Source organism: Pseudomonas sp. A-RE-19, assembly GCF_019956555.1.
Taxonomy (GTDB): Bacteria; Pseudomonadota; Gammaproteobacteria; order Pseudomonadales; family Pseudomonadaceae; genus Aquipseudomonas.
This window is the reverse complement of record NZ_JAHBDQ010000002.1, coordinates 126,741-151,149: the sequence shown is the minus strand read 5'-3', so window position 1 is coordinate 151,149 and position 24,409 is coordinate 126,741. Positions and strand designations below refer to the sequence as shown.

General features: G+C 57.3%; 26 protein-coding genes. 17 read left to right on the top strand and 9 right to left on the bottom strand.

Annotated elements, in window-relative coordinates; all coding sequences use genetic code 11:
- The first annotated feature begins 71 nt into the window (after window positions 1-71).
- Window positions 72-620 carry an exonuclease domain-containing protein gene (locus tag KGB14_RS01815; protein ID WP_223483827.1) on the top strand — a complete coding sequence of 183 codons (549 nt, stop codon included), beginning with the start codon at window positions 72-74 and terminating at the stop codon, window positions 618-620.
- Between the two features lie 74 nt (window positions 621-694).
- Entirely contained in the window at window positions 695-979 is a 285-nt protein-coding gene (locus tag KGB14_RS01810) for a pyrimidine/purine nucleoside phosphorylase (protein ID WP_045058110.1), read from the top strand.
- Window positions 980-1,052: 73 nt separating this feature from the next.
- Here KGB14_RS01810 and KGB14_RS01805 read toward each other — a convergent pair whose 3' ends face one another.
- Together KGB14_RS01805 and KGB14_RS01800 are read right to left on the bottom strand one after the other, a co-directional pair.
- Window positions 1,053-1,856: an MOSC domain-containing protein gene (locus tag KGB14_RS01805; RefSeq protein WP_223483826.1), complete on the bottom strand. Its 804-nt coding sequence runs from the start codon at window positions 1,854-1,856 to the stop codon at window positions 1,053-1,055.
- 267 nt (window positions 1,857-2,123) lie between these two features.
- Entirely contained in the window at window positions 2,124-3,059 is a 936-nt protein-coding gene (locus KGB14_RS01800; RefSeq protein WP_223483825.1) for a chemotaxis protein CheV, read from the bottom strand.
- A 463-nt stretch (window positions 3,060-3,522) separates the two neighbouring features.
- Here KGB14_RS01800 and KGB14_RS01795 point away from each other — a divergent pair, with 463 nt between their 5' ends.
- The 3 genes from KGB14_RS01795 (at window position 3,523) to KGB14_RS01785 (ending at window position 6,036) form a co-directional block, all read left to right on the top strand.
- Complete coding sequence (locus KGB14_RS01795) at window positions 3,523-3,993, top strand: hypothetical protein (RefSeq protein ID WP_223483824.1); 471 nt, start codon at window positions 3,523-3,525, stop codon at window positions 3,991-3,993.
- Window positions 3,994-4,486: 493 nt separating this feature from the next.
- On the top strand, window positions 4,487-5,380 hold the full coding sequence (locus KGB14_RS01790; RefSeq protein WP_223483872.1) for a sensor histidine kinase: 894 nt from the start codon (window positions 4,487-4,489) through the stop codon (window positions 5,378-5,380).
- The gene (locus tag KGB14_RS01785; RefSeq protein ID WP_223483823.1) at window positions 5,377-6,036 is read left to right on the top strand and encodes a response regulator transcription factor; all 660 of its coding nucleotides are present in this window, start codon (window positions 5,377-5,379) and stop codon (window positions 6,034-6,036) included. The genes KGB14_RS01790 and KGB14_RS01785 overlap by 4 nt, the downstream gene beginning before the upstream one ends.
- Here KGB14_RS01785 and yegS read toward each other — a convergent pair.
- A complete protein-coding gene (yegS, locus tag KGB14_RS01780; RefSeq protein ID WP_223483822.1) occupies window positions 6,020-6,937 on the bottom strand; it encodes a lipid kinase YegS in 918 nt (305 codons plus the stop codon). The two genes, KGB14_RS01785 and yegS, sit on opposite strands and share 17 nt — an antisense overlap.
- A 323-nt stretch (window positions 6,938-7,260) precedes the next feature.
- Between yegS and KGB14_RS01775 the strand changes: the two genes are divergently transcribed.
- Window positions 7,261-7,569, top strand: a complete 309-nt coding sequence (locus KGB14_RS01775; RefSeq protein WP_223483821.1) for a hypothetical protein — start codon at window positions 7,261-7,263, stop codon at window positions 7,567-7,569.
- Window positions 7,570-7,630: 61 nt separating this feature from the next.
- Here the strand turns inward: KGB14_RS01775 and glp are convergent, their stop codons facing one another.
- Window positions 7,631-8,857, bottom strand: coding sequence for a gephyrin-like molybdotransferase Glp (gene glp, locus KGB14_RS01770; RefSeq protein ID WP_223483820.1), 1,227 nt, complete (start codon window positions 8,855-8,857; stop codon window positions 7,631-7,633).
- Complete coding sequence (gene moaB, locus KGB14_RS01765; protein ID WP_007895059.1) at window positions 8,841-9,380, bottom strand: molybdenum cofactor biosynthesis protein B; 540 nt, start codon at window positions 9,378-9,380, stop codon at window positions 8,841-8,843. The genes glp and moaB overlap by 17 nt, the downstream gene beginning before the upstream one ends.
- A gap of 81 nt (window positions 9,381-9,461) precedes the next feature.
- On the opposite strand from moaB, the gene mobA reads away from it, so the two are divergent.
- Both mobA and KGB14_RS01755 read left to right on the top strand, forming a co-directional pair.
- Complete coding sequence (gene mobA / locus KGB14_RS01760; protein WP_223483819.1) at window positions 9,462-10,064, top strand: molybdenum cofactor guanylyltransferase MobA; 603 nt, start codon at window positions 9,462-9,464, stop codon at window positions 10,062-10,064.
- A gap of 76 nt (window positions 10,065-10,140) precedes the next feature.
- Window positions 10,141-10,362, top strand: coding sequence for a YgdI/YgdR family lipoprotein (locus KGB14_RS01755; RefSeq protein ID WP_223483818.1), 222 nt, complete (start codon window positions 10,141-10,143; stop codon window positions 10,360-10,362).
- Between the two features lie 88 nt (window positions 10,363-10,450).
- Here the strand turns inward: KGB14_RS01755 and KGB14_RS01750 are convergent, their stop codons facing one another.
- The 3 genes from KGB14_RS01750 to KGB14_RS01740 form a co-directional block, all read right to left on the bottom strand.
- A complete protein-coding gene (locus tag KGB14_RS01750) occupies window positions 10,451-11,341 on the bottom strand; it encodes a pseudouridine synthase (protein WP_223483817.1) in 891 nt (296 codons plus the stop codon).
- 72 nt (window positions 11,342-11,413) lie between these two features.
- Complete coding sequence (locus KGB14_RS01745) at window positions 11,414-11,734, bottom strand: hypothetical protein (RefSeq protein WP_008075636.1); 321 nt, start codon at window positions 11,732-11,734, stop codon at window positions 11,414-11,416.
- 166 nt (window positions 11,735-11,900) lie between these two features.
- Window positions 11,901-12,137, bottom strand: a complete 237-nt coding sequence (locus KGB14_RS01740; protein ID WP_223483816.1) for a glutaredoxin family protein — start codon at window positions 12,135-12,137, stop codon at window positions 11,901-11,903.
- A 206-nt stretch (window positions 12,138-12,343) separates the two neighbouring features.
- Between KGB14_RS01740 and KGB14_RS01735 the strand changes: the two genes are divergently transcribed.
- Window positions 12,344-14,053, top strand: a complete 1,710-nt coding sequence (locus KGB14_RS01735; protein WP_223483815.1) for a cation:proton antiporter — start codon at window positions 12,344-12,346, stop codon at window positions 14,051-14,053.
- 1 nt (window position 14,054) lies between these two features.
- Here the strand turns inward: KGB14_RS01735 and KGB14_RS01730 are convergent, their stop codons facing one another.
- Window positions 14,055-15,263 carry an ammonium transporter gene (locus KGB14_RS01730; RefSeq protein WP_223483814.1) on the bottom strand — a complete coding sequence of 403 codons (1,209 nt, stop codon included), beginning with the start codon at window positions 15,261-15,263 and terminating at the stop codon, window positions 14,055-14,057.
- A 304-nt stretch (window positions 15,264-15,567) separates the two neighbouring features.
- On the opposite strand from KGB14_RS01730, the gene KGB14_RS01725 reads away from it, so the two are divergent.
- From KGB14_RS01725 to KGB14_RS01690, 8 genes are all read left to right on the top strand, one after another.
- Window positions 15,568-15,882: a YqjD family protein gene (locus KGB14_RS01725; protein ID WP_007895050.1), complete on the top strand. Its 315-nt coding sequence runs from the start codon at window positions 15,568-15,570 to the stop codon at window positions 15,880-15,882.
- A gap of 1 nt (window position 15,883) precedes the next feature.
- Window positions 15,884-16,273 carry a phage holin family protein gene (locus tag KGB14_RS01720; RefSeq protein WP_223483813.1) on the top strand — a complete coding sequence of 130 codons (390 nt, stop codon included), beginning with the start codon at window positions 15,884-15,886 and terminating at the stop codon, window positions 16,271-16,273.
- On the top strand, window positions 16,270-16,611 hold the full coding sequence (locus KGB14_RS01715; RefSeq protein ID WP_223483812.1) for a hypothetical protein: 342 nt from the start codon (window positions 16,270-16,272) through the stop codon (window positions 16,609-16,611). Before KGB14_RS01720 ends, KGB14_RS01715 begins: the two co-directional genes overlap by 4 nt.
- Before the next feature lie 123 nt (window positions 16,612-16,734).
- Complete coding sequence (locus tag KGB14_RS01710; RefSeq protein ID WP_223483811.1) at window positions 16,735-17,898, top strand: EAL domain-containing protein; 1,164 nt, start codon at window positions 16,735-16,737, stop codon at window positions 17,896-17,898.
- 67 nt (window positions 17,899-17,965) lie between these two features.
- Complete coding sequence (locus KGB14_RS01705; RefSeq protein ID WP_223483810.1) at window positions 17,966-19,297, top strand: deoxyguanosinetriphosphate triphosphohydrolase; 1,332 nt, start codon at window positions 17,966-17,968, stop codon at window positions 19,295-19,297.
- A 167-nt stretch (window positions 19,298-19,464) separates the two neighbouring features.
- Window positions 19,465-19,869, top strand: a complete 405-nt coding sequence (locus tag KGB14_RS01700; protein ID WP_223483809.1) for a response regulator — start codon at window positions 19,465-19,467, stop codon at window positions 19,867-19,869.
- Between the two features lie 254 nt (window positions 19,870-20,123).
- A complete protein-coding gene (locus tag KGB14_RS01695; protein WP_223483808.1) occupies window positions 20,124-20,750 on the top strand; it encodes a response regulator transcription factor in 627 nt (208 codons plus the stop codon).
- An 8-nt stretch (window positions 20,751-20,758) separates the two neighbouring features.
- Window positions 20,759-24,403, top strand: a complete 3,645-nt coding sequence (locus KGB14_RS01690; protein ID WP_223483807.1) for a transporter substrate-binding domain-containing protein — start codon at window positions 20,759-20,761, stop codon at window positions 24,401-24,403.
- Window positions 24,404-24,409: the final 6 nt, after the last annotated feature.

The window sequence follows — 24,409 nt, the reverse complement described above, 5'->3', positions numbered from 1 at the left end:
GCCGCTAGGCGGATCCGCCGGGTTTGGCTACGCTCAAGCCCTATCAGGACGCGGATACCAGGAACCCTGCGATGCCTCACTGGTTGGTCATTGATCTGGAAGCCACCACCGATGAGGGTGGCTGGCCAGTAACGGAAATGGAAATCATCGAAATCGGCGCCACCCTCGTGGACCGCAAGGGCCAGGAACTGGATCACTTCCAGTGCTTCGTGCGCCCGTTGCGCAGGCCCTTGCTGACGCCGTTTTGCCGGGAACTGACCCACATCACCCAGGCCAATATCGATGCCGCACAGCCGCTCACCGACGTCTGGCCGTTGTTCGAACGCTGGCTCGGCCAACATCACGCGCGTCTCGAAGGCTGGGCCAGTTGGGGCGATTACGACCGCAAACAACTGCTTCAGGACTGGCAGCGCCTGCAACTCGACAGCGCCCTGAGCCGGGTGCCGCACATGAACCTCAAGCAACGCTTCGCCAAGGCTCGTCGGCTCGAGCGCCCGCTGGGGCTTAATGGCGCCTTGCAACTGGCGGGCCTGCAATTCAACGGTCAGCAGCATCGGGCGCTGGAGGATGCACGCAATACCGCACGTTTGTTACCGCTGATTTTCCCTGCTAATCCTTGAGTGCAGGAGGTGACGCCTATCGACACCTTGTGCATACTGGCCGGCCCTTTTTAGCCCTTTTCGAGGAACCGCCCATGTTTAAAGTCAACGAGTACTTCGACGGCACCGTCAAGTCGATCGCCTTTGGCACCGCTGAAGGTCCGGCGACCATCGGCGTCATGGCACCGGGCGAATACGAATTCGGCACCAGCCAGCGTGAAATCATGCACGTGGTGTCCGGCGCCCTGACCGTCAAACTGCCTGACAGCACTGATTGGGAAACCTTCGCCGCCGGCAGCCAGTTCAACGTGCCCGCCAACAGCAAGTTCCAGCTGAAAGTGGCCGTCGACACCGCTTACCTGTGCGAATACCGCGGCTAAAACCCTGGGTTTTCACAGCGATAAAAAAATGCCCGTGTCCTTGGACACGGGCATTTTTCATTTTGAAGGGCTTTTATTCGAGGATCGTCACCGGCATGCCGACTTCGAGCCGGCCATTGCCGTCATTGACCAGATTCTGACCGAACATCGCGCCGTCTTCCTGGGCCCGGTATTTCTGCAAGGTCGCCAAAGGTTCGCGATCTTCGCTGCGCTCGCCGGTCTGCGGATCGATAGTGGTCAGAATACAGCGTGAACAGGACTTGACTACGCGGAACTCGACATCGCCGATGCGGATGCGCTTCCAGCTATCTTCGGCATATGCCTCGCTGCCCTCGATCACCAGATTGGGCCGAAAACGCAACATCTCCAGCGGCCGCCCGACCTTGCTCGACAAGTCTTCCAGCGACGCCTGACCAATCAGCAACAATGGAAATCCGTCGGCAAAAGCCACTTGATCATCGTCCTTGCCATAGCCGGCCTGGGTGGTCCGCGCGCGATCAAGCGGCACTTGCACCAGACGCGTCGGCTTACCGATGAACTCACTGACCCAGGCACCCGCCGCATCGCCGGCATCGGGAACGCGCAAGGTGTCGCGCCAGATGGTCACGCCACGCAGATCGGCCTCACCGTCAGGCAACGCAATATCGATCGGCGAATGGTCCGGGGCACTGAGGGTCAAGCCGCCGTCGGCATTCCATAACGCCGACAGCTGACTCATTTTCGCCACCGCGCGCTGGGTCAGAAAGCGCCCGCTGGCCTCGTCCACCAACATCCAGCGTCGATCACCGTCCAGCCCCAGCTTGTCCAGGCTGACCTGATTGAGGGTCTCGCCCTTGCCGGATTTCAACGGAAAACGATAAAGCGCGCTCAGACGCATGGCCAACTCCCTGGTGGGTAAAAACGCCACCCTATACGAGCTTGATCACCGAATCAAAGCCCCTGTGGCGGGGGGAGTTTGCGCAGAACCTGTGGGAGCGTGGCTTGCCCGCGAAGAACGATGACGCGTAATACCTGAAAAACCGCGGTGCATTCTTCGCGGGCAAGCCACGCTCCCACAGGATTTTCGTCGCTCAACTTACCGGCATTGGGGCTTGGCTGCGCAGCGCGCCCGAACACTGCAACTGCGCTTTTTTCCAGATCGTTATCAAGCAGGTACTGCGTCGAGCATCAGGCGCTGGCGCACTACGTCGACGAGTTTGTCGGGCTGGAACTTGGAGAGGAAGTTGTCGCAGCCGACCTTCTTGACCATCGAATCGTTGAAGCTACCCGACAGCGAGGTATGCAAAACCACATAAAGGCCGCGCAAACGGGGATCGTTACGAATTTCGGTGGTCAGGCGATAGCCGTCCATCTCCGGCATTTCCGCATCGGTGAAGATCATCAGCAGCTTGTCGGTCATGACCTCACCGGTATCAGCCCAGGCCTTGAGCATGTTCAGCGCCTTCAGGCCATCGCTGGCGATGTGCATCTTCACGCCCAACTGGCCCAAGGTGTCGCGCAATTGCGACAGGGCCACGTTCGAGTCATCCACCAGCAACACTTCACGGCCGCGGGCGAGCTCCAGAACCGGATCATCGAGTTTGTCGCGGGAAACCTTGGCGTTATAAGGAACGATTTCGGCCAGGACTTTTTCGACGTCGATGATTTCCACCAACTGGTCATCGACTTTGCTGATGGCGGTCAGGTAATGCTGGCGACCGGCACTGGTGGGCGGTGGCAGGATGGCTTCCCAGTTCATGTTGACGATGCGATCCACCCCACCGACCAGAAACGCCTGTACCGAGCGGTTGTACTCAGTGACGATGATCGTACTGGTGGGGCTTGGCACCAGCGGACGCATGCCGATGGCCTGGGACAGGTCGATCACCGGCAGCGTCTGGCCACGCAGGTTGACCACGCCGCAAACAAAGGGGTGACGCTGGGGCATCAGGGTCAGCTTCGGCAGTTGCAGCACTTCCTGGACCTTGAAGACGTTGATCGCGAACAATTGCCGTCCGGCCAGCCGGAACATGAGAATTTCCAGGCGATTCTCACCCACCAGTTGCGTGCGTTGGTCTACCGTGTCGAGAATGCCGGCCATTAATGACTCCTGGGCTTGTTCTGATGAATTCACTAAAGGGAGTTATCGGCTGTTTTCGCCGGACCTTGACCCCCGCACAAAATGCCATGATCAGGCATTGATGTCACATTAACATCATGTTTTACTGGCTCCGTGATTTCCATCTGCTTCATCCCCTGCCGCGCGACCTCGGTTTGCACGTTAGGTTCCCCTGCGTAAGGGATTCCCCTAGTAACAATCAGGCCCAACCTGATGTTCGCAATATCCAATAGCCATTAATGTGACGCCATTCTCATTGCATGAACGGAGTCAGGCTTTTGTGTGCGATCGCAGGTCAGTGGCCATCCACCCTCTCGAGTTCCCCAGCCGGCGCCCAAGCCTGCCGGAGCGCGATCTCACGACCGTCTGGCAGCGCCGGGACACGTAAGGTTCTCGTTGGCACACACGACATTCCCTCATCTGACATGACGTTGTGGAGATAAGCATGCCGAACGATCCGAAAGAATGGGCTCAGCGGTTTCCGGAGTTTCTCATCGAGGCTGAAACACTCCTGGCCAAATCCGAGGAGTGCCTGAGTCATTTGCAATTGATCAGCAATGACAAGGACGCCATCGATTGCATGCTCAGCACCCTTCTCAAACTGGCCAGCAAGGCCGATGCCCTTGCACTGGCGGCGGTTTCGGAGTTCTCGCTGCATCTTCATGGATTGCTGAGCCACGCTCAGAACCACATGAACCTGCACGATCAGGCACTGGATGCGCTCAAGGATTGCTTCACGCTAATGGCCTGGCAACTCGAACTCATTGATCAGACAACGGGTCAACTCGGTCTCGATGACAGCGAGCAGACCTCCTTGATTGAAGCGTTTGCGTTTCAAGTGGGGCAAAGCCAATTTCAACCGCCTGGCCGCTCCAGGCCGTTCACGCTCGTTTCGTTCTCGGAACGGCAGGCTTGAATTCACCCGATATCCTTGCCGTGTCGCCGATGTTTATTGCCATGCTGGCGCTCTTTAACTTGAGTGTGCTCAGTCGTAATTGAATATTGCATACCGGGTAACGACAGCTCGAAACAAATAATTAACGCCTGTCAAAGCAGACTTCTATCTCGATTTACAGGCCCGTGCCGGTCAATAAGCGTTTGGCACAATCGAGGACAAGTCGAAAGTTTTTCCATTGTGGAAGCTTCGTCCAGAAAGCTAATTGGCCAATTGTATAGCGCTATATACCGAACGCGACCAACGGTATCTTAAGTGGTATTATGCCGCCCATTAGTTGACGCCAATTAATGGCAGAGTGACGCTATTCGAGAATAGCCGGATAACACTGAAGGCTGTATTTCGCAGCCTTACCCGGCCATCGAAGATGAGTCATACAGCAGATTTCCACATAGAGACACGCCAGCCACTATGGCGGTCTGCCCGCAGCGAACATCCATTGGCTCCATCCGCTATGTACGCCAGCCTCAAGTCAATCACCCTGTGGCGACCTTCACGAAAAAACGCGCGCCGGTTCACGCTTTTAGTGTGTACCTGCTCGGCACTGGGCAGCCTGCTGGTCTACAGCTTGTCCATGCCTCTGCCGACGAGTCTGCTGGTGCTCAATTGCGCAGCGCTGGCCTGCGTCTGGGTGAGGCATCGCCTCTCGCGCAAATCAATAAAGTTTCAGCCTCAAGAGTTGGCCGACCGCCTGCTGGAGGTGCAAGAAAACGAACGCCACCGACTCAGTCGTGAATTGCACGACGATATCGGTCAATTGCTGACGGCTGCAAAACTTCAAAGTGAATGGCTCAAACGTCGATTGCCCGAAGAACTGCAGGGTCAATGTTCGGTGCTCTGCGATACGCTGGACGAAACCCTGACCAAGGTTCGTGATGTGTCGGCCATATTGAATCCGCGGCAACTGGCCAGTCTCGGTCTGGAAGCCAGTCTGCGTGCACACTTGCTCAGGACCCTGGCCAATACGTCAGTAAACTGGAGTCTGGAATGCCATCAACGCTTGGCAGGCATACCGGAGGAAATGGCGGTGGCGGCCTTTCGAATCACTCAAGAAGCCGTTACCAATATATTGCGTCACGCCCAAGCCAAGAATCTGTTGGTCCGCCTGCAACGCCTGCCCCAAGGCCTGGCACTGTTGATCAGCGACGATGGCCAGGGTTTCGCCCCCGCGGCGGACCCCGCTCGTGAGGGGCAACGCGGAATGGCCGGGATGTCGGAACGGATCGATCTGTTAGGTGGCACGCTGACCGTGACCAGCGAACCGGGCAAAGGCACTCAAATCGAAGCACTCTTCCCTTGGGCTCCCCGGGCGCTCGAACGGGCCAGTACGAATAGGGTTATGCGTTGACTTGTAACTTACTTCTAGTGGACGACCACTCGCTTATCAGGGCTGGCGTGCGCGCTCTGGTGCTGGATATTCCCGGCTATGCGGTAATCGGTGAGGCCAATGATGGCTCACAGTTACTCGAGATGGTCGAGCAATTGTCCCCGGACATCATCCTGCTGGATATTTCCATGAAGGAAACCGGTGGCCTTGAAGCCTTGCAGCGACTCAAACGAGCCCGCCCGCAGAGCAAAGTGCTCATCCTGTCGATGCACACCGATCCAGCACTCATCATGCAAGCACTGGAATCCGGTGCTTATGGCTATCTGCTCAAAGACACCACGGCCACCGAACTCGCACATGCCCTGGATGCCTTGCGCAACAACGAACGCTACCTGAGCCCGGCCATCGCCCATACCGTGATCAACCAGGCGCTGATCCGAACCCAGAAAAATCAGCCACAAACCCTGGACTCGCATAACCTGACGGCACGTCAACTGGAGATTCTGCGGCTGATTGTTCGTGGCAAGTCCACTCGGGAAATCGCCAACGGTCTGGGCCTGAGCATCAAGACTGTCGAAACCCACCGCTCGCAAATCATGAAACGCTTGCAGATCTATGACGTGGCTGGCCTGGTGCTATTCGCCGTGCGTGAGCAGATCATCAGCCTGGACGATTAACGGGATACGACGCACTCAGCAGCGGCGAGCCCTCAGGCAAATGCACGCGTAATGCCGCCGCACGCGCCGAGAAACGCAGGCTATCTCCCTCCAAAGGCTCGCCGTCGAGGTTGATGTAAAGCCCCTCCGAGACTTTGATTTCGACCCATGGCAAGCGGGCTCGCACAAACATGTTGTCGATCCCGAAGCCGTCGGTCAGCAGGTCTTTCAAGGTGCCGACCACTTCCTGCGGCGCCGGCAAAATACTGATATCGAGCAAACCATCGTCAGCCAGCGCCTGCGGGCACAACACATGACCACCGCCAGCCTGTCGACCATTGCCGATGCCCAATGCCAACAGCTCACCGCGCCAGTGGAAATCCGGCCCCTGCAACTCTCCATAAGCCGCATGCAGCTCACTGAAACGCGATAAACCCGTAAAGAGATAAGCCGCGCCTCCGAGAATTTTTTTCAGATCCTCGGAGGTATTGGCCGTGACCTGGCTGCCAAAGCCGCCCGTGGCCATGTTCAGGAAAACCTGCCCGCCGACTTCTCCCAGATCAATGGCTTGCGGCGCAACCTCCAGAAGGTCCAACGCCTGAGCGGGCTCCAGAGGCACACCGGCGGCGCGAGCAAAATCGTTGGCGGTGCCCAAGGGTAAAAGCACCAGACTGGCCTGCGTCGAATGCGCCGCCATGGCTTCGGCGACATCACGCAAGGTGCCATCACCGCCGCCAGCAATGAGTTGCATATAACCTGCCGTCAGCGCTTCCCCCACCAGCCGCTGTGCATCACCGGCCTCCCAGGTCAGTCGAACAGCCAGTTCCCAGCCCTGCTGGCGCTTGCTCTCGACTGCTGCACGGACCAGCTCATTGAGTGCCTGCTTGCCATGCAGAATCAACAGCGCCTTGCGCTCGCTCATTTTTGTTACTCCCCCTTTCTGGAATCCACATGAGACATGTTGACCTCACAGCGCCTCATAAAAGTTGCAAGGATTTGAATTATTTCCAGAAGAAGCAGGCTTGAGTCCTACAGAGCGGTATTTTTTCTTACAAGATATGAGGAATAGGCTCAATTGACCCGCAAGGACGATCTGGTACAACGTTGGCTCTGCGGTTATCCGCTAATCAGCAATGAAAACACACAGGGACGTGCAAACAATGAATGGAACTTCTTTAAGCCCCCCAAAATCCATAGTCAACATCAGCCACTGGAATGGCTTTAAAGCAAGGGGCGTTTTACTCCATGCAGAACCATAAGCTCAGGCTACCGGTAACTCCGGTTGCGCCGTCCGCAGAGAATCGTGCCAATCATCATTGCGAATTCAAAAACAGCGCAAAGCCCACCGGAGAAGTCGATATGGAACCTCGCGTCATTGAACTGGAGGCACACCTCAAGAACATCCGGAAAGACATGGATGCAGTCCGCGGCGACGTCAAGTCCATCAAACACAGGCTCGCTTACTCAGTGGGTGGGACAGCCGTAGTCCTGGGGCTTTTGGCCTGGATCGCCAACAGTCGTTTCGACCAGGTCGTGACACTTCTGGCTCACTGATAGAGCGTCCTCCACGCAAGACTGACTCGCCCGACCAGGCTTGCGTGGAAAAAGGCAAAGATCAGCTCAAGACTTCGCTCAGGGGGATGAAGCCCACACAATCACCTTCGGTCAGGGTACGGCCCTCCAGCACTTCAACCAGGCCATCAGCCCAGGCAGCACTGCGCAGTACACCCGAGCTCTGATTCTTGTAGATGATTGCCCGGCCACTCTCCAGACGTCCGCGCAAGTACTCACGTCGATTGCCGGCCTTGGGCCAGACAAATCCTGCCGGCACCTGAATCTTCAAGGGCTCGACTTCTTTCACGCCTTGGCGGCGCAAGAGATAGGGTCTTGCCAGCAAAGCAAAGGTCACCAGGGTTGACGCCGGATTACCGGGTAAACCAATCACAGGCACCCCGCGAAAATGCCCGACCGTCAGCGGTTTGCCTGGTTTGATGGCAAGCTTCCACAGCGTCAACTCGCCCTCTTCCCGCAAGGCAATGCCCAGGAAGTCGGCCTCTCCCACCGATACACCACCCGTTGAGAGAATCAGGTCGACATCCTTCAACTCGCCCAGTCGGGCACGAGTGGTCACTAAATCATCGGGAAGAATGCCGGCATCGATCACCTCACAACCCAAGCGCTGCAACCAACTGCAGAGCAACACTCGATTACTGTTGTAGATCTGTCCCGGCCCAAGGGTCTGGCCTGGCTCAACCAATTCATCCCCGGTAGACAGGACCGCGACACGAACCTTGCGTACCACGTCCAGTTCAGCGCATCCCAGGGAAGCCGCCAACCCCTGTTCGATAGGACCCAAGCGCGTTCCGGCAGACAAGATCAGCTCACCAACGGTAGTTTCCTGGCCTTGTGGCCGGATATTTTGTCCCGGGGTCATGATCTCGGCGAAACGTATCCGCTCATCCGCCAGGACTTCGGCGTTTTCCTGCATCTCGACACAGTCGGCACCTGCGGGCACAGGCGCGCCGGTGAAGATCCGCGCACAGGTTCCCGGCTCCAGGGGCTGAGGAGCATTGCCTGCAAAAATCTTCTGACTGACCTCCAGCGGTTCTCCCGTCCAGTCGGCCAGGCGCAAGGCATATCCGTCCATCGCGCTGTTGGGCCAGGGCGGCAGATCGAGTGTCGAAATCAGATCATCCGCCAGTACGCGGCCCTGAATCCGAGCTAACGGCAAGCGCTCGCGCTCCCGAATTTTCGAGGCTTCAGCCATTTCCAGTAAACGTGCCAGCGCCACCTCGACAGCCAACAGACTGCCAGCCTTGCCTGGCTTACCCACGGGATTCACAGGGTGCCGCCTGCTTTAAATGAGCCACGAAATTGCAAGGACGGTGCCGGGAATCCAGCTGTTCGGCGAGAATGCCATCCCAACCGGTGCGCACCGCATTGGTCGAGCCCGGCAAGCAGCAAACCAGCGTGCCATTGGCCAGACCGGCCAAAGCCCGGGACTGAACCGTCGATGTGCCGATATCCGCTACCGAAATCTGCCGGAATAATTCACCGAAACCATCAACTTGCTTATCCAGCAGGCAACTCACCGCTTCCGGCGTGCTGTCGCGACCGGTGAAACCGGTGCCGCCAGTTATCAGCACCACCTGCACGACCTCATCGGCAATCCAGTTGGCGACTTGCGCGCGAATTTTGTAGAGATCATCTTTGAGCAATACCCGGGCGGCCAGGTTATGACCGGCGGCGCTCAAGCGGTCGACGAAGACCTGGCCTGAGGTATCGGTTTCCAGGGTACGGGTATCGCTGACCGTCAACACCGCGATGTTGAGCGGTGCGAAAGGTACATCAGCCTTGGCTTTCATAGGCTCGTCCAGTTGTAGGAGAAACAGCCCGGTGTTATATCACAGCGCCTTATTTTTTCGCCGCCCCCATGGAGAAGTGCGATGACTTCGAATACACCTCTGCCGCCCTGCTCCATTCTGCTCCTGGCGGGCGGTCGCGGCCAACGCATGGGCGGTCAGGACAAGGGTTTGCTGGCGTGGCACGGCGAGCCGCTGATCGCGCATCTGCACCGCAAGGCCCGTCCGCTCAGCGATGACCTGATCATCTCCTGCAACAGGAATCAGGAAAAATATGCGCCTTACGCCGACCAATTGGTCGTTGACGACGAAGGCGACTTCCCGGGGCCATTGGCGGGTATTCGCGCAGGCCTGAAAGTCGCCCGCCATACCCATCTGCTGGTTTTGCCTTGCGACGTACCGCGCATCGATGCCGCGCTGCTCCAGAGCATGCGCGAAACTGCCGGGGAGCATCCAGACAAACCGCTGATGCTGCGCCATGGTGAACACTGGGAACCCTTGCTGTGCATGATCCCCGTCGCTCTTTCGGCGGCGTTCGAGACGGCCTGGAACGAGGGCGAGCGCAGCCCGGGTCGCCTTATGCGAAAACTGGGCGCCACAGCCCTGCAATGCCCCGAAAACGATCCTCGCCTGGCCAACCTCAACACGCCGGAACTGTTAAGCACACACCACACTGTGTCAGACTGACACGCGAAGGAACTTGCTCGCGTTGTATACGTCTCAAGCTCAGCAACCAAAAGAATTCCCATTCGGAGACACACTCATGACTCAACGGACCCTCGCCACTTTCATGCTTGCACTGGGCCTTGCCACCCTCGCCGGTTGCGCATCGCCTTCAGTGATCACCTTGAATGACGGTCGAGAAATCCAGGCCGTCGACGCGCCTAAATACGATGAAGAATCGGGCTTTTACGAATTCGAACAACTGGATGGCAAGCACACCCGCATCAACAAGGATCAGGTCCGGACCGTTAAAGAGTTGTAATCTTTGCGGCGACAACCGGATACAGAAAAGCCCGCTTTAAAGCGGGCTTTTTCGTGGCTGAAGAACAGCAGAGTCGTTAGCCTTGTGATCACCATTGCAAGGTGATGGTGCTTTCGAATTCTCTTTCCTGCCCCGTGACCGGATCGACAAACCGTAACCCCTGAGCCAGCAGTTTCAAGGGGTTGGCATAGTCATCCTCAACGTCTTTGAGTACCTGCGGATAGAACGGATCATTGCAGATACTGGCCCCCAGGGCTGTCATGTGTACTCGCAACTGATGTTTCTTGCCCGTCACCGGATAAAGCGCATAACGCCAGAGTTCGCCGTTTTTTTCCCTGACCTCGACAGCCGTCTCGGTATTGCTGACGCCCGGGCCTTCCTGCATGCGAAAGAACGGCTCGCCATCGATAAGTCGACTTTTATGGACCCGTGGGAATGTCAGTTCAGGCAATGCCCGGGCAATTGCCTCGTAGCGTTTTTCGATCTGACGTGTAGGAAACAATGACTGATACGCCGAACGACTCTGAGGATTGGCTGAAAACAGCACCAGCCCCGCTGTATGCCGATCAATGCGATGCAAAGGCACGAGATGCGGGTTATCCAGGCGACGGATCAGCCGTCGCAGCAACGTCTGCTCCACGTATTCGCCAGCCGGAGTCACAGGCAGAAAGTGCGGTTTGTCCGCCACCACCAGATGCTCGTCGGCGTAGAGGATCGACTCCACCACCGGGATCGGTTTTTCGTCCGGCACCTCACGGAAATAATGAATCCGCAGACCTTCCTTGTAGGGCAGGTCCAGGGCGATGGGCAGGCCTTGCCCATCGAGGACACGACCGCGAGCGATTCTGTCCAGCCATTGTTCGCGACCGATCGCGCTGAAATGTTCGCACAGGCAATCGAATACGGTCTGCCACGGACCCGGCGGCAGATAGAGCGTGCTGGCCTGGTTGTGTGCAGCAGAAAAAGATGAAGTGGACATACGAAAAGCTCTAACCCTCAATGCAGAGGGGCATTATCCAACAGTGGCCGGAACGAACCTAGAAGAGAATCCTCAGGCGGGTATCGACTGCGCTCGAGCGGCCGCTTCGGTGAACTCCTTGAGCCAGCGCAGCACATCGACCGCTTCCCAGCGACCTGGATCATAAAGCGCGTACAACAAACCCTGATAGCCCACAACGTCCAACTGCCGGTGATAACCCGCTCGCTGGAACAAGGCTTCGATTTCGGCGAAACAGGTGTTGAAATGCAGTTTGTTGAAGGGCGTTTTTCCCTCCGTGACCAGGCCATCCAGACGCAATTCGAGGACGGCCTCGCGCACCACATCCGCCGACATCCGGTTCACACTGTTCTTCAATTGTTCGACATTGACCAAGTTTCATCCCTCTGATTTCCGGGATCGCCTGCCCAAACCCGAAACGGGAAAAGCATGGCAGGCAATCGGAATAGCTGTATACGCATACAGTAGCCGAATAACCAACCTTTCGCCAATGGATGAAACGAGAACCGCGACGGATGGGGCATCGCTGGCAGTGCCAGAGTCAGCGCAGGAACGCCACCACTTCATCGGCACTGAACGGCCAGCCCAACTCAGCGCCGGTATCGACCCGTCGCAACACTGGAATGCGCAGACTGTAAGCTTCGAACCACGTTTCATCGTCAGCGATATCCACCAACTCCACCATCAAACCGTGTTCGACCAAAGGCATCAGCTCTGCTTCAGCGACTTCACAAAGATGGCAACCAAGGGTGCCGAAAAGCTGACATTCAGGAGGCATGACAACAAGACCAAGTAAAGTAAGCGCTCATTCTAGGCCCGCGATTAAAAGCAGTCGAGCCGATGCCCCACATGTCTTGCAATGGCTGATTTCAAGAGGTTTCGGCAAACTCCTGACGCAAATCATTCGCCTCAACGGTCATTTGCGCGATGCTCGCGTCTTTTTTGCCTCTACGCTTGAGTAGCCAGAACCCCACGGAGTTTTTTGTGTTCGCCAATCTGTTGATCATCCTCGCCTCCTCCCTGGTGGTGATTGCACTGTTCCAGCGCCTGCGATTGCCACCGGTGCTGGGCTACCTGTGTGTAGGGCTGATGATCGGGCCGACAGCGTTCAATTGGGTGAATGAAAGCGAAGATTTGCCCGACCTCGCTGAAATGGGCGTGGTGTTCTTGCTGTTCTCCCTCGGGCTGGAGTTTTCCCTATCGAAAATGCTCGCACTGCGCCGGGTTGTATTTGGCCTGGGCAGCCTGCAAGTGCTGGGGTCCGGGATTGTGCTGGGGGGGTTGCTGATGCTGTTCGGCATGCCAACCACGCCTGCGTTGTTACTCGGTGCCGGTTTGGCGCTGTCGTCTACCGCCATTGTCAGCAAGGAGTTGAGCAGCCTCGGCGAGATTTTCAGCCGTCACGGCCAGAATGCCATTGCCGTGCTGTTGTTCCAGGACGTGGTGGCCGTGTTGCTGCTGACCTTGGTGCCGGTGTTCGCCGGCAGCAGCGACCAGGCCTGGTATTGGGCTCTGCCATTGACGCTGGGCAAGACCATGGTGCTGTTCGTCGGTCTGCTGCTGGTCAGTCGCTGGTTTCTGCCACGGCTGTTCCATGAAGTCGCCGCGTCCCGGTCCGCGGAGCTGTTCGTGCTGCTGGCACTGGTAATCGTGCTGCTGACGGCCTGGCTGACTCATCTGCTGGGACTCTCCCCTGCCCTGGGCGCCTTTCTCGCGGGCATGCTATTGGGGGAAAGCCACTATCGACACCAGATCGAGGCCGACATACGCCCGTTCCGCGACATTCTGCTCGGGGTGTTCTTCGTCAGTATCGGCATGCTGATCGACTTGCGGTTGTTTGCCAGCCACGGCCTGCTGATTCTTGGTCTGACACTGGGGTTGCTGCTGATCAAAGGCACCGTGGTTGCATTGCTGGTCAAATGGCGCGGCAGCGATAGCGAAACTGCGTGGCGCAGCGGCCTGGCATTGGCTCAGGGGGGCGAGTTCTGTTTTGCCCTGATGGCGCAGATGCAGCAGCACAAGCTGATGCCCACCGACCTCGGTGGTCTGCTGCTGGCCGCCACTTTCTGCTCGATGCTGGTAACGCCGTTGCTGCTGCGCCTCGCTCCCCACATCGCCACACGCCTGCACCGCAAGCCCAACGAAGAAGCCGAACTCGAAGAAATCAGTGCCCTCAACGCTGGCTTGCACAATCACGTAGTGATCTGTGGCTACGGCCGCGTAGGTCAGTCCATCGGGCGCTTTCTGCGTCATGTCCATCAACCCTACATTGCACTGGACACCGACCCGGTGCGGGTTCAGGAAGCAGCCGTCAATGAACGCTGCGTTCATTACGGCGACTCATGTCGCGCAGAACTGCTGGTCGCCATAGGGCTGGAACGCGCCAGACTGCTGGTGGTCGCCGTGGACAAGACTGACATCGCACTGCTGATACTCAAGGAAGCACGCCGGTTCAACCCAGACGTGCCGATCCTGGTGCGCACACGGGACGACAGTCAGTTGGCCGAGTTGAAGGCGGCCGGCGCCAGCGAAGTCGTACCCGAGTTGCTGGAGTCCAGCCTGATGCTCGCCTCACACGCGCTGATCATGCTGGGCATACCCGGCCAGCAGGTGCAAGACCGGGTCGATCAGGTAAGGCATGACCGCTATCGCCTGCTGCACGGTTTTTACCCCGGCGCCGACGATGAACAGTGATTCAATCCTGGCTCACGGCCCCGATCTTGTGAACCGACAAGTCCGCGCCGTAATACTCCTCTTCCTGGCTCAGGCGCAGGCCATGAAGCACCTTGATCGCTCCATACACCGCAAAACCGCCGGCCAGCGCCACGATCACGCCCAAAGAAGTGCCAATCAACTGACTGATCAGGCTCACGCCACCCAAACCACCCAAGGCGGTTTGACCGAAAAGACCACACGCGATCCCGCCCCATACGCCACACAGCCCATGCAAAGGCCAGACGCCCAGCACATCGTCGATATGCCATTTGCCTTGGGCGGCGGTAAAGCACCAGACAAACAAGGCCCCGGCGACGGCGCCCGTCACCAGCGCACCCACCGGGTGCATCAGATCGGAGCCGGCGCAGATCGCCACCAATCCGGCCAGCGGGCCGTTATGCAGGAAGCCCGGGTCATTACGCCCGACGATCAGCGCCGCCACAGTGCCGCCGACCATGGCCATCAGCGAATTCACCGCCACCAGCCCGCTGACGCCTTGCAGCGTTTGAGCGCTCATCACGTTGAAGCCGAACCAGCCGACGATCAGAATCCATGAACCCAACGCCAGAAAGGGGATGCTCGACGGTGCGAATGCCACCAGTCGCCCGTCGCGATAACGACCTTGCCTCGGCCCGAGCAACAACACCGCCGCGAGTGCCAGCCAGCCGCCCATGGCGTGAACCACCACGGAGCCTGCGAAGTCATGGAAGCTGGCACCGAAGCGTTCCAGCAACCAGGCTTGCAAACCAAAGTTGCCATTCCAGATCATGCCTTCGAAGAAGGGATAGATGAACGCCACGATCAATACCGTTGCGCACAACTGCGGAACAAACCGGGCGCGCTCGGCGATGCCTCCGGAAATGATCGCCGGTATCGCCGCGGCAAAGGTCAGCAGAAAGAAAAACTTCACCAGCCCATAGCCATGGTCGGCGGTGATCACCGCCGCCGGTTGCATGAAAGTCACCCCGTAGGAAATCCAATAGCCTATAAAGAAATAGGCCAGTGTCGAAATGGCGAAATCACTGAGGATCTTCGACAAGGCATTGACCTGATTCTTTTGTCGAACCGTACCCACTTCCAGAAAGGCAAAACCGGCGTGCATGGCCAGGACCATGACCGCACCAATGAGAATGAACAACGTGTTGGAGCTATGGACCAGACTGTCCACAGCACTTTGCAGATTTTCCATGGATTGGCAGACCTGAAGGCTAAGAAAAGCACCAAAGCAGTTCGCTAAGGCCATCGACGCACCAAGTTGCAGCTCATTCAGACCCAAGCGCTGATCCGGATGAACCGCTTTGGCGCACCAGACCGGAGCCTTTGCGCAAGTTTTGATTATTTGAGTTAAGGTTTTTCTGAAATCATGCCCGGCAACAGCGCAACGGCGCCGGCCGACGCACCACAACACAGCAAAAGTTGTACCAGCATTACTACTGAACCTTCGCGCAAGGCTCATACTCGAACGCTTCAGAAGCCACTTACGGAGATCACCAATGGCACGCACCACAGCAAAGACTGCTCAAGAAGTTCTGATGGAAGATTTTCAGACGCTGGTCACCGATACCGAAAGGTTGCTGGAACACACCAAATCCCTGGCTGGCGATCAGGCCGATGAGTTGCGCCAGCAGATCCATGACAGCCTGCTGCGTGCACGCGAAACCCTGAAGTTGACTGAAGATTCCGTGCGCGAACGCGGTAAAGCCGCTGTGACCGCCACCGAAGACTACGTTCAGGCCAACCCATGGCAATCGGTGGGGATCGCGGCTGGCGTGGGCTTCCTGATCGGCCTGCTGGCCACTCGGCGCTGATATGGCGATCGACGAATCCGACCCGTCCGCGACGGGCACCGGCTCATCACCGCGACGCCTCGGGGCCGCGTTTCTTGGACTGCTGCACAGTCATGTCGAACTGTTCGGTATTGAATTGCAGGAGCAAAAAACACGCACCGTAAGCCTGTTGCTGTTTGCAGGCCTGACGCTGGTGTTTGCCTTGCTGCTGCTGGTGGGGCTGTCGACGCTGGTGTTGATCCTGTTTTGGGACACCTATCGCCTGGCAGCGATCATCGGGCTCTGTGTGTTCTATACCCTTGCGGCGTTGTTCTGTGCGATGCGCTTGAGGTCGGCGATTTTCGATGAGTCCTCGCCCTTCCAAGGCACCCTGGAAGAGTTGGCCAATGATCGGGAGCGGCTGTTGCCATGAGCATGCCTGAACTCCCCCGCAACAGCTCGCGCACGGAAATGCGCAAGGCGCTGGTCCGCCTGCGCATGGAAATGCATCGCCAGGAGATTCGCCACGAATCCCAACAACTGCTGCACCCCCTGCAACGGGTACGTGGCATGACGCAAAACCTGCAAGAAGGCTTTGGCATCAAACACGCTCCGCTTTGGGGCATAGCGGCCGTGATCGGGTTGGGGTTCCTGACCGGCAAAGGTGCCAAGGGTGGCGGTACCGGCCGCCTGACTCGACTGGTTCGCCTGGGCGTCACGCTGGGCCCGCTGATCAAACTGATCATGCAAAACTCTTCGCGCAAACACTAATCAGCCCTGTCTGGCTGCATTCTTGCAATACCACCAGGATTAACCTTTTTATCGAAAGGTTAATCCTGCGTGCCTACCTGGTAAGCGGGAGTATCCAGAACAAGACCTTACTAAGGAGGCCTCGTGATCGACGGGCAACCGCTCGCCTGCTTTCAGCCGTTCATCGATACCGCTACAGGCCTTATCGCTGGTATTGAAGCGCTGGGTCGACTGCGCCAGGCTGATGGTCAATTGACCTCGGTAGGACCGTTGTTCGCCGATCCGCGAATGCCCGCCATCGCTCTGCGTCGTCTCGACCGCCAGATTCGCGACAACGCCCTGAGCCGTCTGCATGAAGCGCCCTCGGACTGGTTTCTCAGCCTGAACATGTCACCCCGCTGGATCAGCCGCTTGCGCCCGGACCAGGCACTGCCGAGCCTCAAACAACTGAGCCGGCATGGCGTCGATGCGCGGCGGATCGTATTCGAGATCACCGAACTGGGTGGCAACAGTCAGCGCCTGACCGAGGTCGTGGCCCGTTACCGACAGGCCGGGGCGCGGATCGCCATCGATGATTTCGGTGCCGGCTACTCTCAGCTCGATCGCGTGCTGGCACTGCAACCGGATATTCTCAAGCTCGACATGCGGCTGTTCCAGGCCGCCGCGTTGGGCGGCCCCAGCAGCGACGTGGTAAAGGCACTGGCGCAAATGGCGGAAAAAACCGGTTGCTGGATCATCGCCGAAGGCGTGGAAACCGAAGCTCAACTGAATTTTGCCCTGGAGTGTGGCTCACGCTACGTGCAGGGCTTTCTGTTCGCCCGTGCGCAAGCGGACTTCTTCGCCACAGATGCCTTCGTCAAGCGCTTCGCGCAACTGCGTCAGCGCTATGTTCAGCAAAAACTGGCTGAGCGCGGTCGCCTGATGATCATGCGCCAGCAACTCAGCGAACTGATGGCCATCCTGCAAGCCTGGGCTCAGGCCAGCGCGCCTCTCAGCACCTTGCCGCAATTGGAAGCGTTTCCCTGGCTGTTGCGTTTTTATCAATGCGACCGCCATGGCACGCAGCTGACGCCCAACCTGGAATGGCGCAACAATGGCTGGGAAGCCGATAGCCGCTACCTGGGTCATAACTGGTCGTGGCGCCCCTATTTTTATCACTTGCTGGCCGAAGGTTGGGATGAACGTCGCCTGACGCTATCCAACACCTACCGCGATGCCACCAGCAATCAGTACTGCCTCACCGCCGGGCAATTTTTCGACAACGGCGAGCGATTGCTGCTCATCGATATCGATGCCGCAGGGTTGTAGTTCTCCTTGCAGGGATCCGCTTGAACCGGGAAGCTAGGGGATCAGTCACCTGACGGAGAAACCAGCCTTGGATTGGCAAACCCTGCTTACCCGCGAACGCCTCGGAAAGCCTGTGCACAGCCCGGAAGAACTCGGCCGCAGCCCTTTCCATAAAGACCACGACCGCATCATTTTCTCGGGCGCGTTTCGCCGTCTCGGGCGCAAGACCCAGGTCCATCCGGTCTCCAGCAACGATCACATCCACACGCGGCTGACCCACTCGCTGGAAGTCAGCTGCGTCGGCCGCTCGCTGGGCATGCGTGTGGGTGAAACCATCCGCAGCGCCCTGCCCGACTGGTGCGAGCCGAGCGACCTGGGGATGGTGGTGCAATCGGCTTGCCTGGCCCATGACATTGGCAATCCACCCTTCGGCCACTCCGGCGAAGACGCGATCCGCCACTGGTTTCAGCAGGCCGCCGGGCGTGGCTGGCTGGATGCCATGAGTGAAGTCGAACGCAATGACTTCCTCAATTTCGAAGGCAATGCCCAAGGCTTCCGTGTGCTCACCCAGCTTGAATACCATCAGTTCGAAGGAGGAACCCGGCTGACCTACGCGACCTTGGGCACCTACCTGAAATACCCATGGACCGCTCGGCACGCCGACTCATTGGGCTACAAAAAGCACAAGTTCGGCTGCTATCAGAGCGAACTGCCGCTGCTGGAACAGATCGCGCATAAACTCGGCCTGCCACAACTGGAAGAACAGCGCTGGGCGCGCCACCCACTGGTGTATCTGATGGAGGCCGCCGACGACATCTGCTATGCGCTGATCGATCTGGAAGATGGCCTCGAGATGGAGCTGTTGGAGTACGCCGAAGTCGAATCCCTGCTGCTGGACCTGGTGGGCGACGATCTTCCGGAGACCTATCGCCAACTCGGCCCACAGGACTCGCGTCGACGTAAGCTGGCGATCCTGCGGGGCAAAGCCATCGAACACCTGACCAACGCAGCGGCCCGAGCCTTCGTCGAGCAACAGGACGCGTTGCTCGCCGGCACGCTACCGGGTGATCTGGTGGAACACATGCATGGTCCTGCCAAGCGTTGCGTCTTGAACGCCAAGGACATGGCGCGCAAAAAAATCTTCCAGGACAAGCGTAAAACGCTTCACGAAATCGGCGCCTATACCACCCTGGAAATTCTGCTCAATGCCTTTTGCGGCGCGGCGCTGGAACAGCATAACGGTCGTACGCCATCCTTCAAGCATCGCCGCATACTCGATCTGCTGGGCAACAACGCTCCCGACCCTCACGGCCCTTTACACACCGCATTCTTGCGCATGATTGATTTCATCGCCGGCATGACCGACAGCTATGCCAGCGAAATGGCACTGGAAATGACGGGGCGATCCAGCCACGGATAAAAAACGTATCGATCAGCCGTGTCAGGACCTGAACGGCTGATCGAATTCGATACTCACTTGTATTTCAACCTCGACAGAATTGCCCTACACACTGTGCAGAGCCGGCTGATCGATTGCTCGGACTTGCCGTGAAACAATCACGCTCCCACCGCTCGGCAGACGAGAGCATGAAAAACCCTATGTTCAAACACGACTGGCGCATCTTGCTGGTGGAAGATCATCCTTTTCAGCTAAGAGCGACTCAATACCTGCTAGAGAGTTACGGCTTCACCCAACTGACCGCCACTGACAGTGCCGAAGGCGCCTTGCAACAAATGCTCAAGGCTTCGCAACCGTTCGATATTCTTCTGTGCGACCAATGCCTGCCTGACCTTCCAGGACTTGATTTGATCGAGTACGCCAGTCACCGGGGAATGATCAGGCAAGCCATACTTCTGAGCAGCCTGACATCCCATGAACTGGACGAACTTAAAAAAGTGGCGTACGCACATGAACTACCCTTGCTGGGTTACTTGATCAAGCCATTGAAACAATCGGACTTTAGAAAGCTATTGACCTTGGCATCACAATAAACTACGAAACCTGAACACACTAAAAACCGGAACCGAATAAAAATAGAAACTTATAATTAAACGCTTTCAGACCTTTGACTACACCTGTCGCCTTTTTACCCTTCCTCATTCAAAATCTAATTGACACGTAGGCCGACTCTTTTTCTGTTGTAGGACTTTTCCTATATTGCTGCTATAGCCCCGTCAGTTCATGCGCCCCCTCAACTATCTGAGCTAAGGTGCTCGCTTTATTTGTGTACGTATGGGATTTTATTATGAACTCCGTTTTTATTATCGACGATCACCCCGTCATTCGCCTTGCCGTTCGAATGCTGTTGGAACATGAAGGTTATAAAGTCGTCGGCGAAACTGATAATGGGGTCGATGCGATGCAGATGGTTCGCGAATGCATGCCCGACCTTATCATTCTCGACATCAGTATTCCGAAGCTCGATGGGCTCGAAGTTCTCTCCCGTTTCAATGCAATGAGCACCCCACTGAAAACACTGGTACTCACCGCACAAAGCCCGACACTCTTCGGTATCCGCTGCATGCAATCCGGAGCATCGGGATATGTATGCAAACAGGAAGATCTGAGTGAACTGGTGAGCGCGATCAAAGCAGTCTTATCAGGTTACAACTATTTCCCGAGCCAAGCCTTGAATCCGGTTCGCAATGATGACCCACGGTGGGCAGACCTGGAGCTATTTAAATCCGTTAACGATCGAGAGCTGATGGTATTACAACTTTTTGCCCAAGGTCGCACCAACAAGGAAATTGCCAAGGGCATGTTTCTTAGTAACAAGACGGTCAGCACCTATAAAAAACGACTCATGCAAAAACTCAAAGCCAAATCCCTGGTTGAACTCATCGATATGGCAAAACGTAACGCATTAGTGTGAGAGAAAGGATGCCCAGTCGTTTGAAGGATTATCTGATACTCATGGCCATGGGTTTATGTCTGAGCACCTCGGTGCTCGCGGCACAGACGGCCAGCGAAAACTACACCCTGCTGAGTCGCTCAACAGCCGGGAACATGGAAGTCCAACTGGATGCCTCACAACGACAATGGATTAGAAACAAACGTGAATTGATCCTGGGCGCCTCGGCCCCGGATTATCCTCCTTTCGACCTGACCCTCAGCGGCCACGACTATGAAGGTTTTACCGCCGATTATGCCGGCATCCTTGGCAAGACGACGGGGTTGCCCGTCAAGATTCAGCGCTTCGCCTCCCGAGGCGCCGCGATCGAGGCGCTGGAAAAAGGCGAGGTCGACATGCTCGGCACCGCCAATGGGTACGAGGCCGACAATACCGATATTGTGCTGTCCACGCCTTACGCGGTGGATCAACCCGTACTGGTGACACGCGAAGGCGAAACCAGGTCCCTGAGCGACGGTCTTGCCGGCATGCGGTTGAGCATGGTGTATCACTATCTGCCTCTGGAGGAAGTCAGAGCGCTGTATCCGAAAGCGATCATCACCTCTTACCCGTCCTATCAGAATGCAATCAACGCGGTGGCCTTTGACCAGGCTGACGTTTTTCTCGGTGACACCATCTCGACCCATTACATGATCAACAAGGGGTATCTGAACAATATCCGCATGGCCAACTTCGGTCAGCACGAGACCCACGGCTTCAGCTTCGCCGTGCATAAGGACAACCCGGATCTGCTCGGCATCATCAATGCGGTACTCAAGGCCATCCCCACCAGCGAGCGAGAAAACATTGCCAAACGCTGGAGTGCCGGCAGCGACATTCTTCTCACCGATCAAAAACTGCAACTCACTCACCGCGAAGAACGCTGGCTGGCGCAACATCCGCAGGTTCGTGTCGTAGTCAATGAAGCGTTTGCACCGCTGACGTTTTTCGACGGCGACGGCAACTTTCGTGGCGTTACAGCTGACCTGCTCGAATTGATCAGATTGCGCACCGGTTTACGGTTCGAGATTCAGCGCAGCCGAAGCGACGACGAGATGATCGAACAGATCAATATCCACAAGGCCGACCTGATCGCGTCCCTGCTCCCCAGCGCCCAACGTGAAACGACCTTGAGCTTCAGCCGTCCTTATCTGGAAAACTCCTTTGTCCTGCTGACACGCAAAACGGCCGGCAGCCCGACGAACCTTGCACAACTGCAGGACAAACGCCTGGCGATCGCCCAAGGCAATCCACTGGTGGAATACCTGCGTAGCGAGTTTCCGCAGATCAACCTGATTGAAACCCCTGATACATTCAGTGCCGTGGAGTTGCTCGCCGATGGCCGGGTAGAGGGAGCGGCCACCTCACTGGTGATCGCCAACTATTTCATCTCGTCACAGATCTTCAAGCATTCACTGCAAATCAGCACCACCATCGGCACCCAACAGGCGGCGTTTTCCCTGGCGACCGGGCGCGATGCCAAAGAACTGAGTTCCATCCTCGACAAGGCCCTGTTGAGCATCGCACCGGAAGAGCTGGGCATCATTAACAACCGCTGGCGTGGCTATTCGGCAGCTTCGCAAAATACCTGGCGCAACTATCACCGGGTGTTCTATCAGATCGTTATCGGTGCCGGCGTGTTGCTGCTGATTTCCGTTGCCTGGAACGCTTACATGCGTCGCCAGATCAAACAGCGCCAGGCGGCCGAACGGGCATTGAGCGATCAATTGGAGTTCATGGGATCGCTGGTCAACGGCACGCCCCATCCCATTTACGTGCGTGATCGTCAGGGTTTACTGAAAAGCTGTAACGACAGCTACCTGGAAACGTTCTGCGCGAGACGCGAAGACGTGATTGGTAAAGGTGTCATGCAAGGCGCCCTGAGCAACGTTTTCGAAGCACGGGAATATCAGTCGGACTACCAGCGCGTCATGGCCGAGGACACACCGCTGGTTCTTGATCGCCCTTTGCACATCGGCAGCCGCACGCTGACGATCTACCACTGGATTCTTCCCTATCGAGACTCGAGCGGTGAGGTGCAAGGCATCATTGGTGGCTGGATCGACATCAGCGAACGGCGGCAATTGTTCGATGAGCTGCGCGCGGCGAAAGAGCGCGCCGATGAGGCCAACAGAGCTAAAAGCACCTTTCTGGCAACCATGAGCCATGAGATCCGCACGCCCATGAATGCGATCATCGGCATGCTCGAACTGACACTCAAACGGATCGATCACGGCCACCCGGATCGACCGGCCATCGACGTCGCGTACAACTCGGCCAAAGACCTGCTGGAACTGATCGGGGATATTCTCGATATTGCGCGTATTGAATCCGGGCATCTGAGCCTGAGCCCGGAACGGGTCAAGCTGGATGAAACCGTGGCGTCGGTGGTGCGAATCTTCGATGGGCTGGCCCGGCAGAAAAATCTGGGCCTGTTATTGGAGTTCAGTCCCGCCAAACCGGCGATCGATGTTGTATTGGACCCGATGCGCTTCAAGCAAGTGCTGTCCAATCTCGTCAGCAATGCGATCAAGTTTACGCAACAGGGCCAGGTCAGGATCAGCGTTGAACTGCATCCCGTCGACGATCCCGACCGGGTCCAGTTGCAGTTGCAGGTCGAGGACAGCGGCGTAGGGATCAGCGAGCAGGATCAACAGCGACTGTTCGAACCTTTCGCCCAGGCCGATCACCCTGGGCAGCCGCCAAGAGGCGGTGCGGGGTTAGGCCTGGTGATCAGCCGCCATCTATGCGAAATGATGGGCGGCGACCTGCAGTTGAGCAGTCAGCCGGGGGGTGGCACTCAGGTCCGGGTCTCATTGAACCTGGCAACTCTGTCACCGGAACGGATGCCCGAACTTGCCGAGCCGCCAATCCATCCGAGCGCAGCCCCCTTTAACGTTCTGGTGGTCGATGATCACCCGGCCAATCGCTTGCTCATGTGTCAGCAACTGGAGTTTCTGGGGCATCGGTTCAGTGTCGCACCGGATGGCGAGGCGGGATTCAAGGCCTGGAAAAGTGAGCCATTCGACCTGGTGATTGCCGATTGCAACATGCCGATCATGAATGGCTATGACCTGGCCCGTGCCATTCGCCAGCATGAACAACACATGCAGCGCCCTCCCTGTACCGTTCTGGGTTTCACTGCCAACGCGCAGCCGGAAGAAAGACAGCGCTGCAAACAGGCCGGAATGGACGATTGCTTGTTTAAACCCCTCAGCCTGACTGCCTTGAGCCGATGGATTGCAGGCATTACGCCGACGGTCCACAACCCGGCCTTCAGTCTGGAGGGGCTGCACCTGTTGACCGGTGGCAACCCGACACTGAACCAGCGATTGTTGACCGAGCTGCTGAACAGCAATCGCCTGGACCGACAGGCGCTGATGGCGTTGTCCCCGTCGAATGACCGCCAATCACTTCTCGACATGGCCCATAAAATCAAAGGCGCCGCCAGAATTGTCCAGGCCTCTCGACTGATCGACACCTGCGAGGCGCTCGAAAAAGCCTGCCATGAGGTGCTCCACGACGAGGAAGTGGTCGAGTGCAGCAAGTCCATGGAGCGCGCCATGCTTGAACTGGAGCAGGCATTGCAACATCAGATGGCACGCCATGGCAAAAGCAGAATGAAGGAGCATTAACTATGC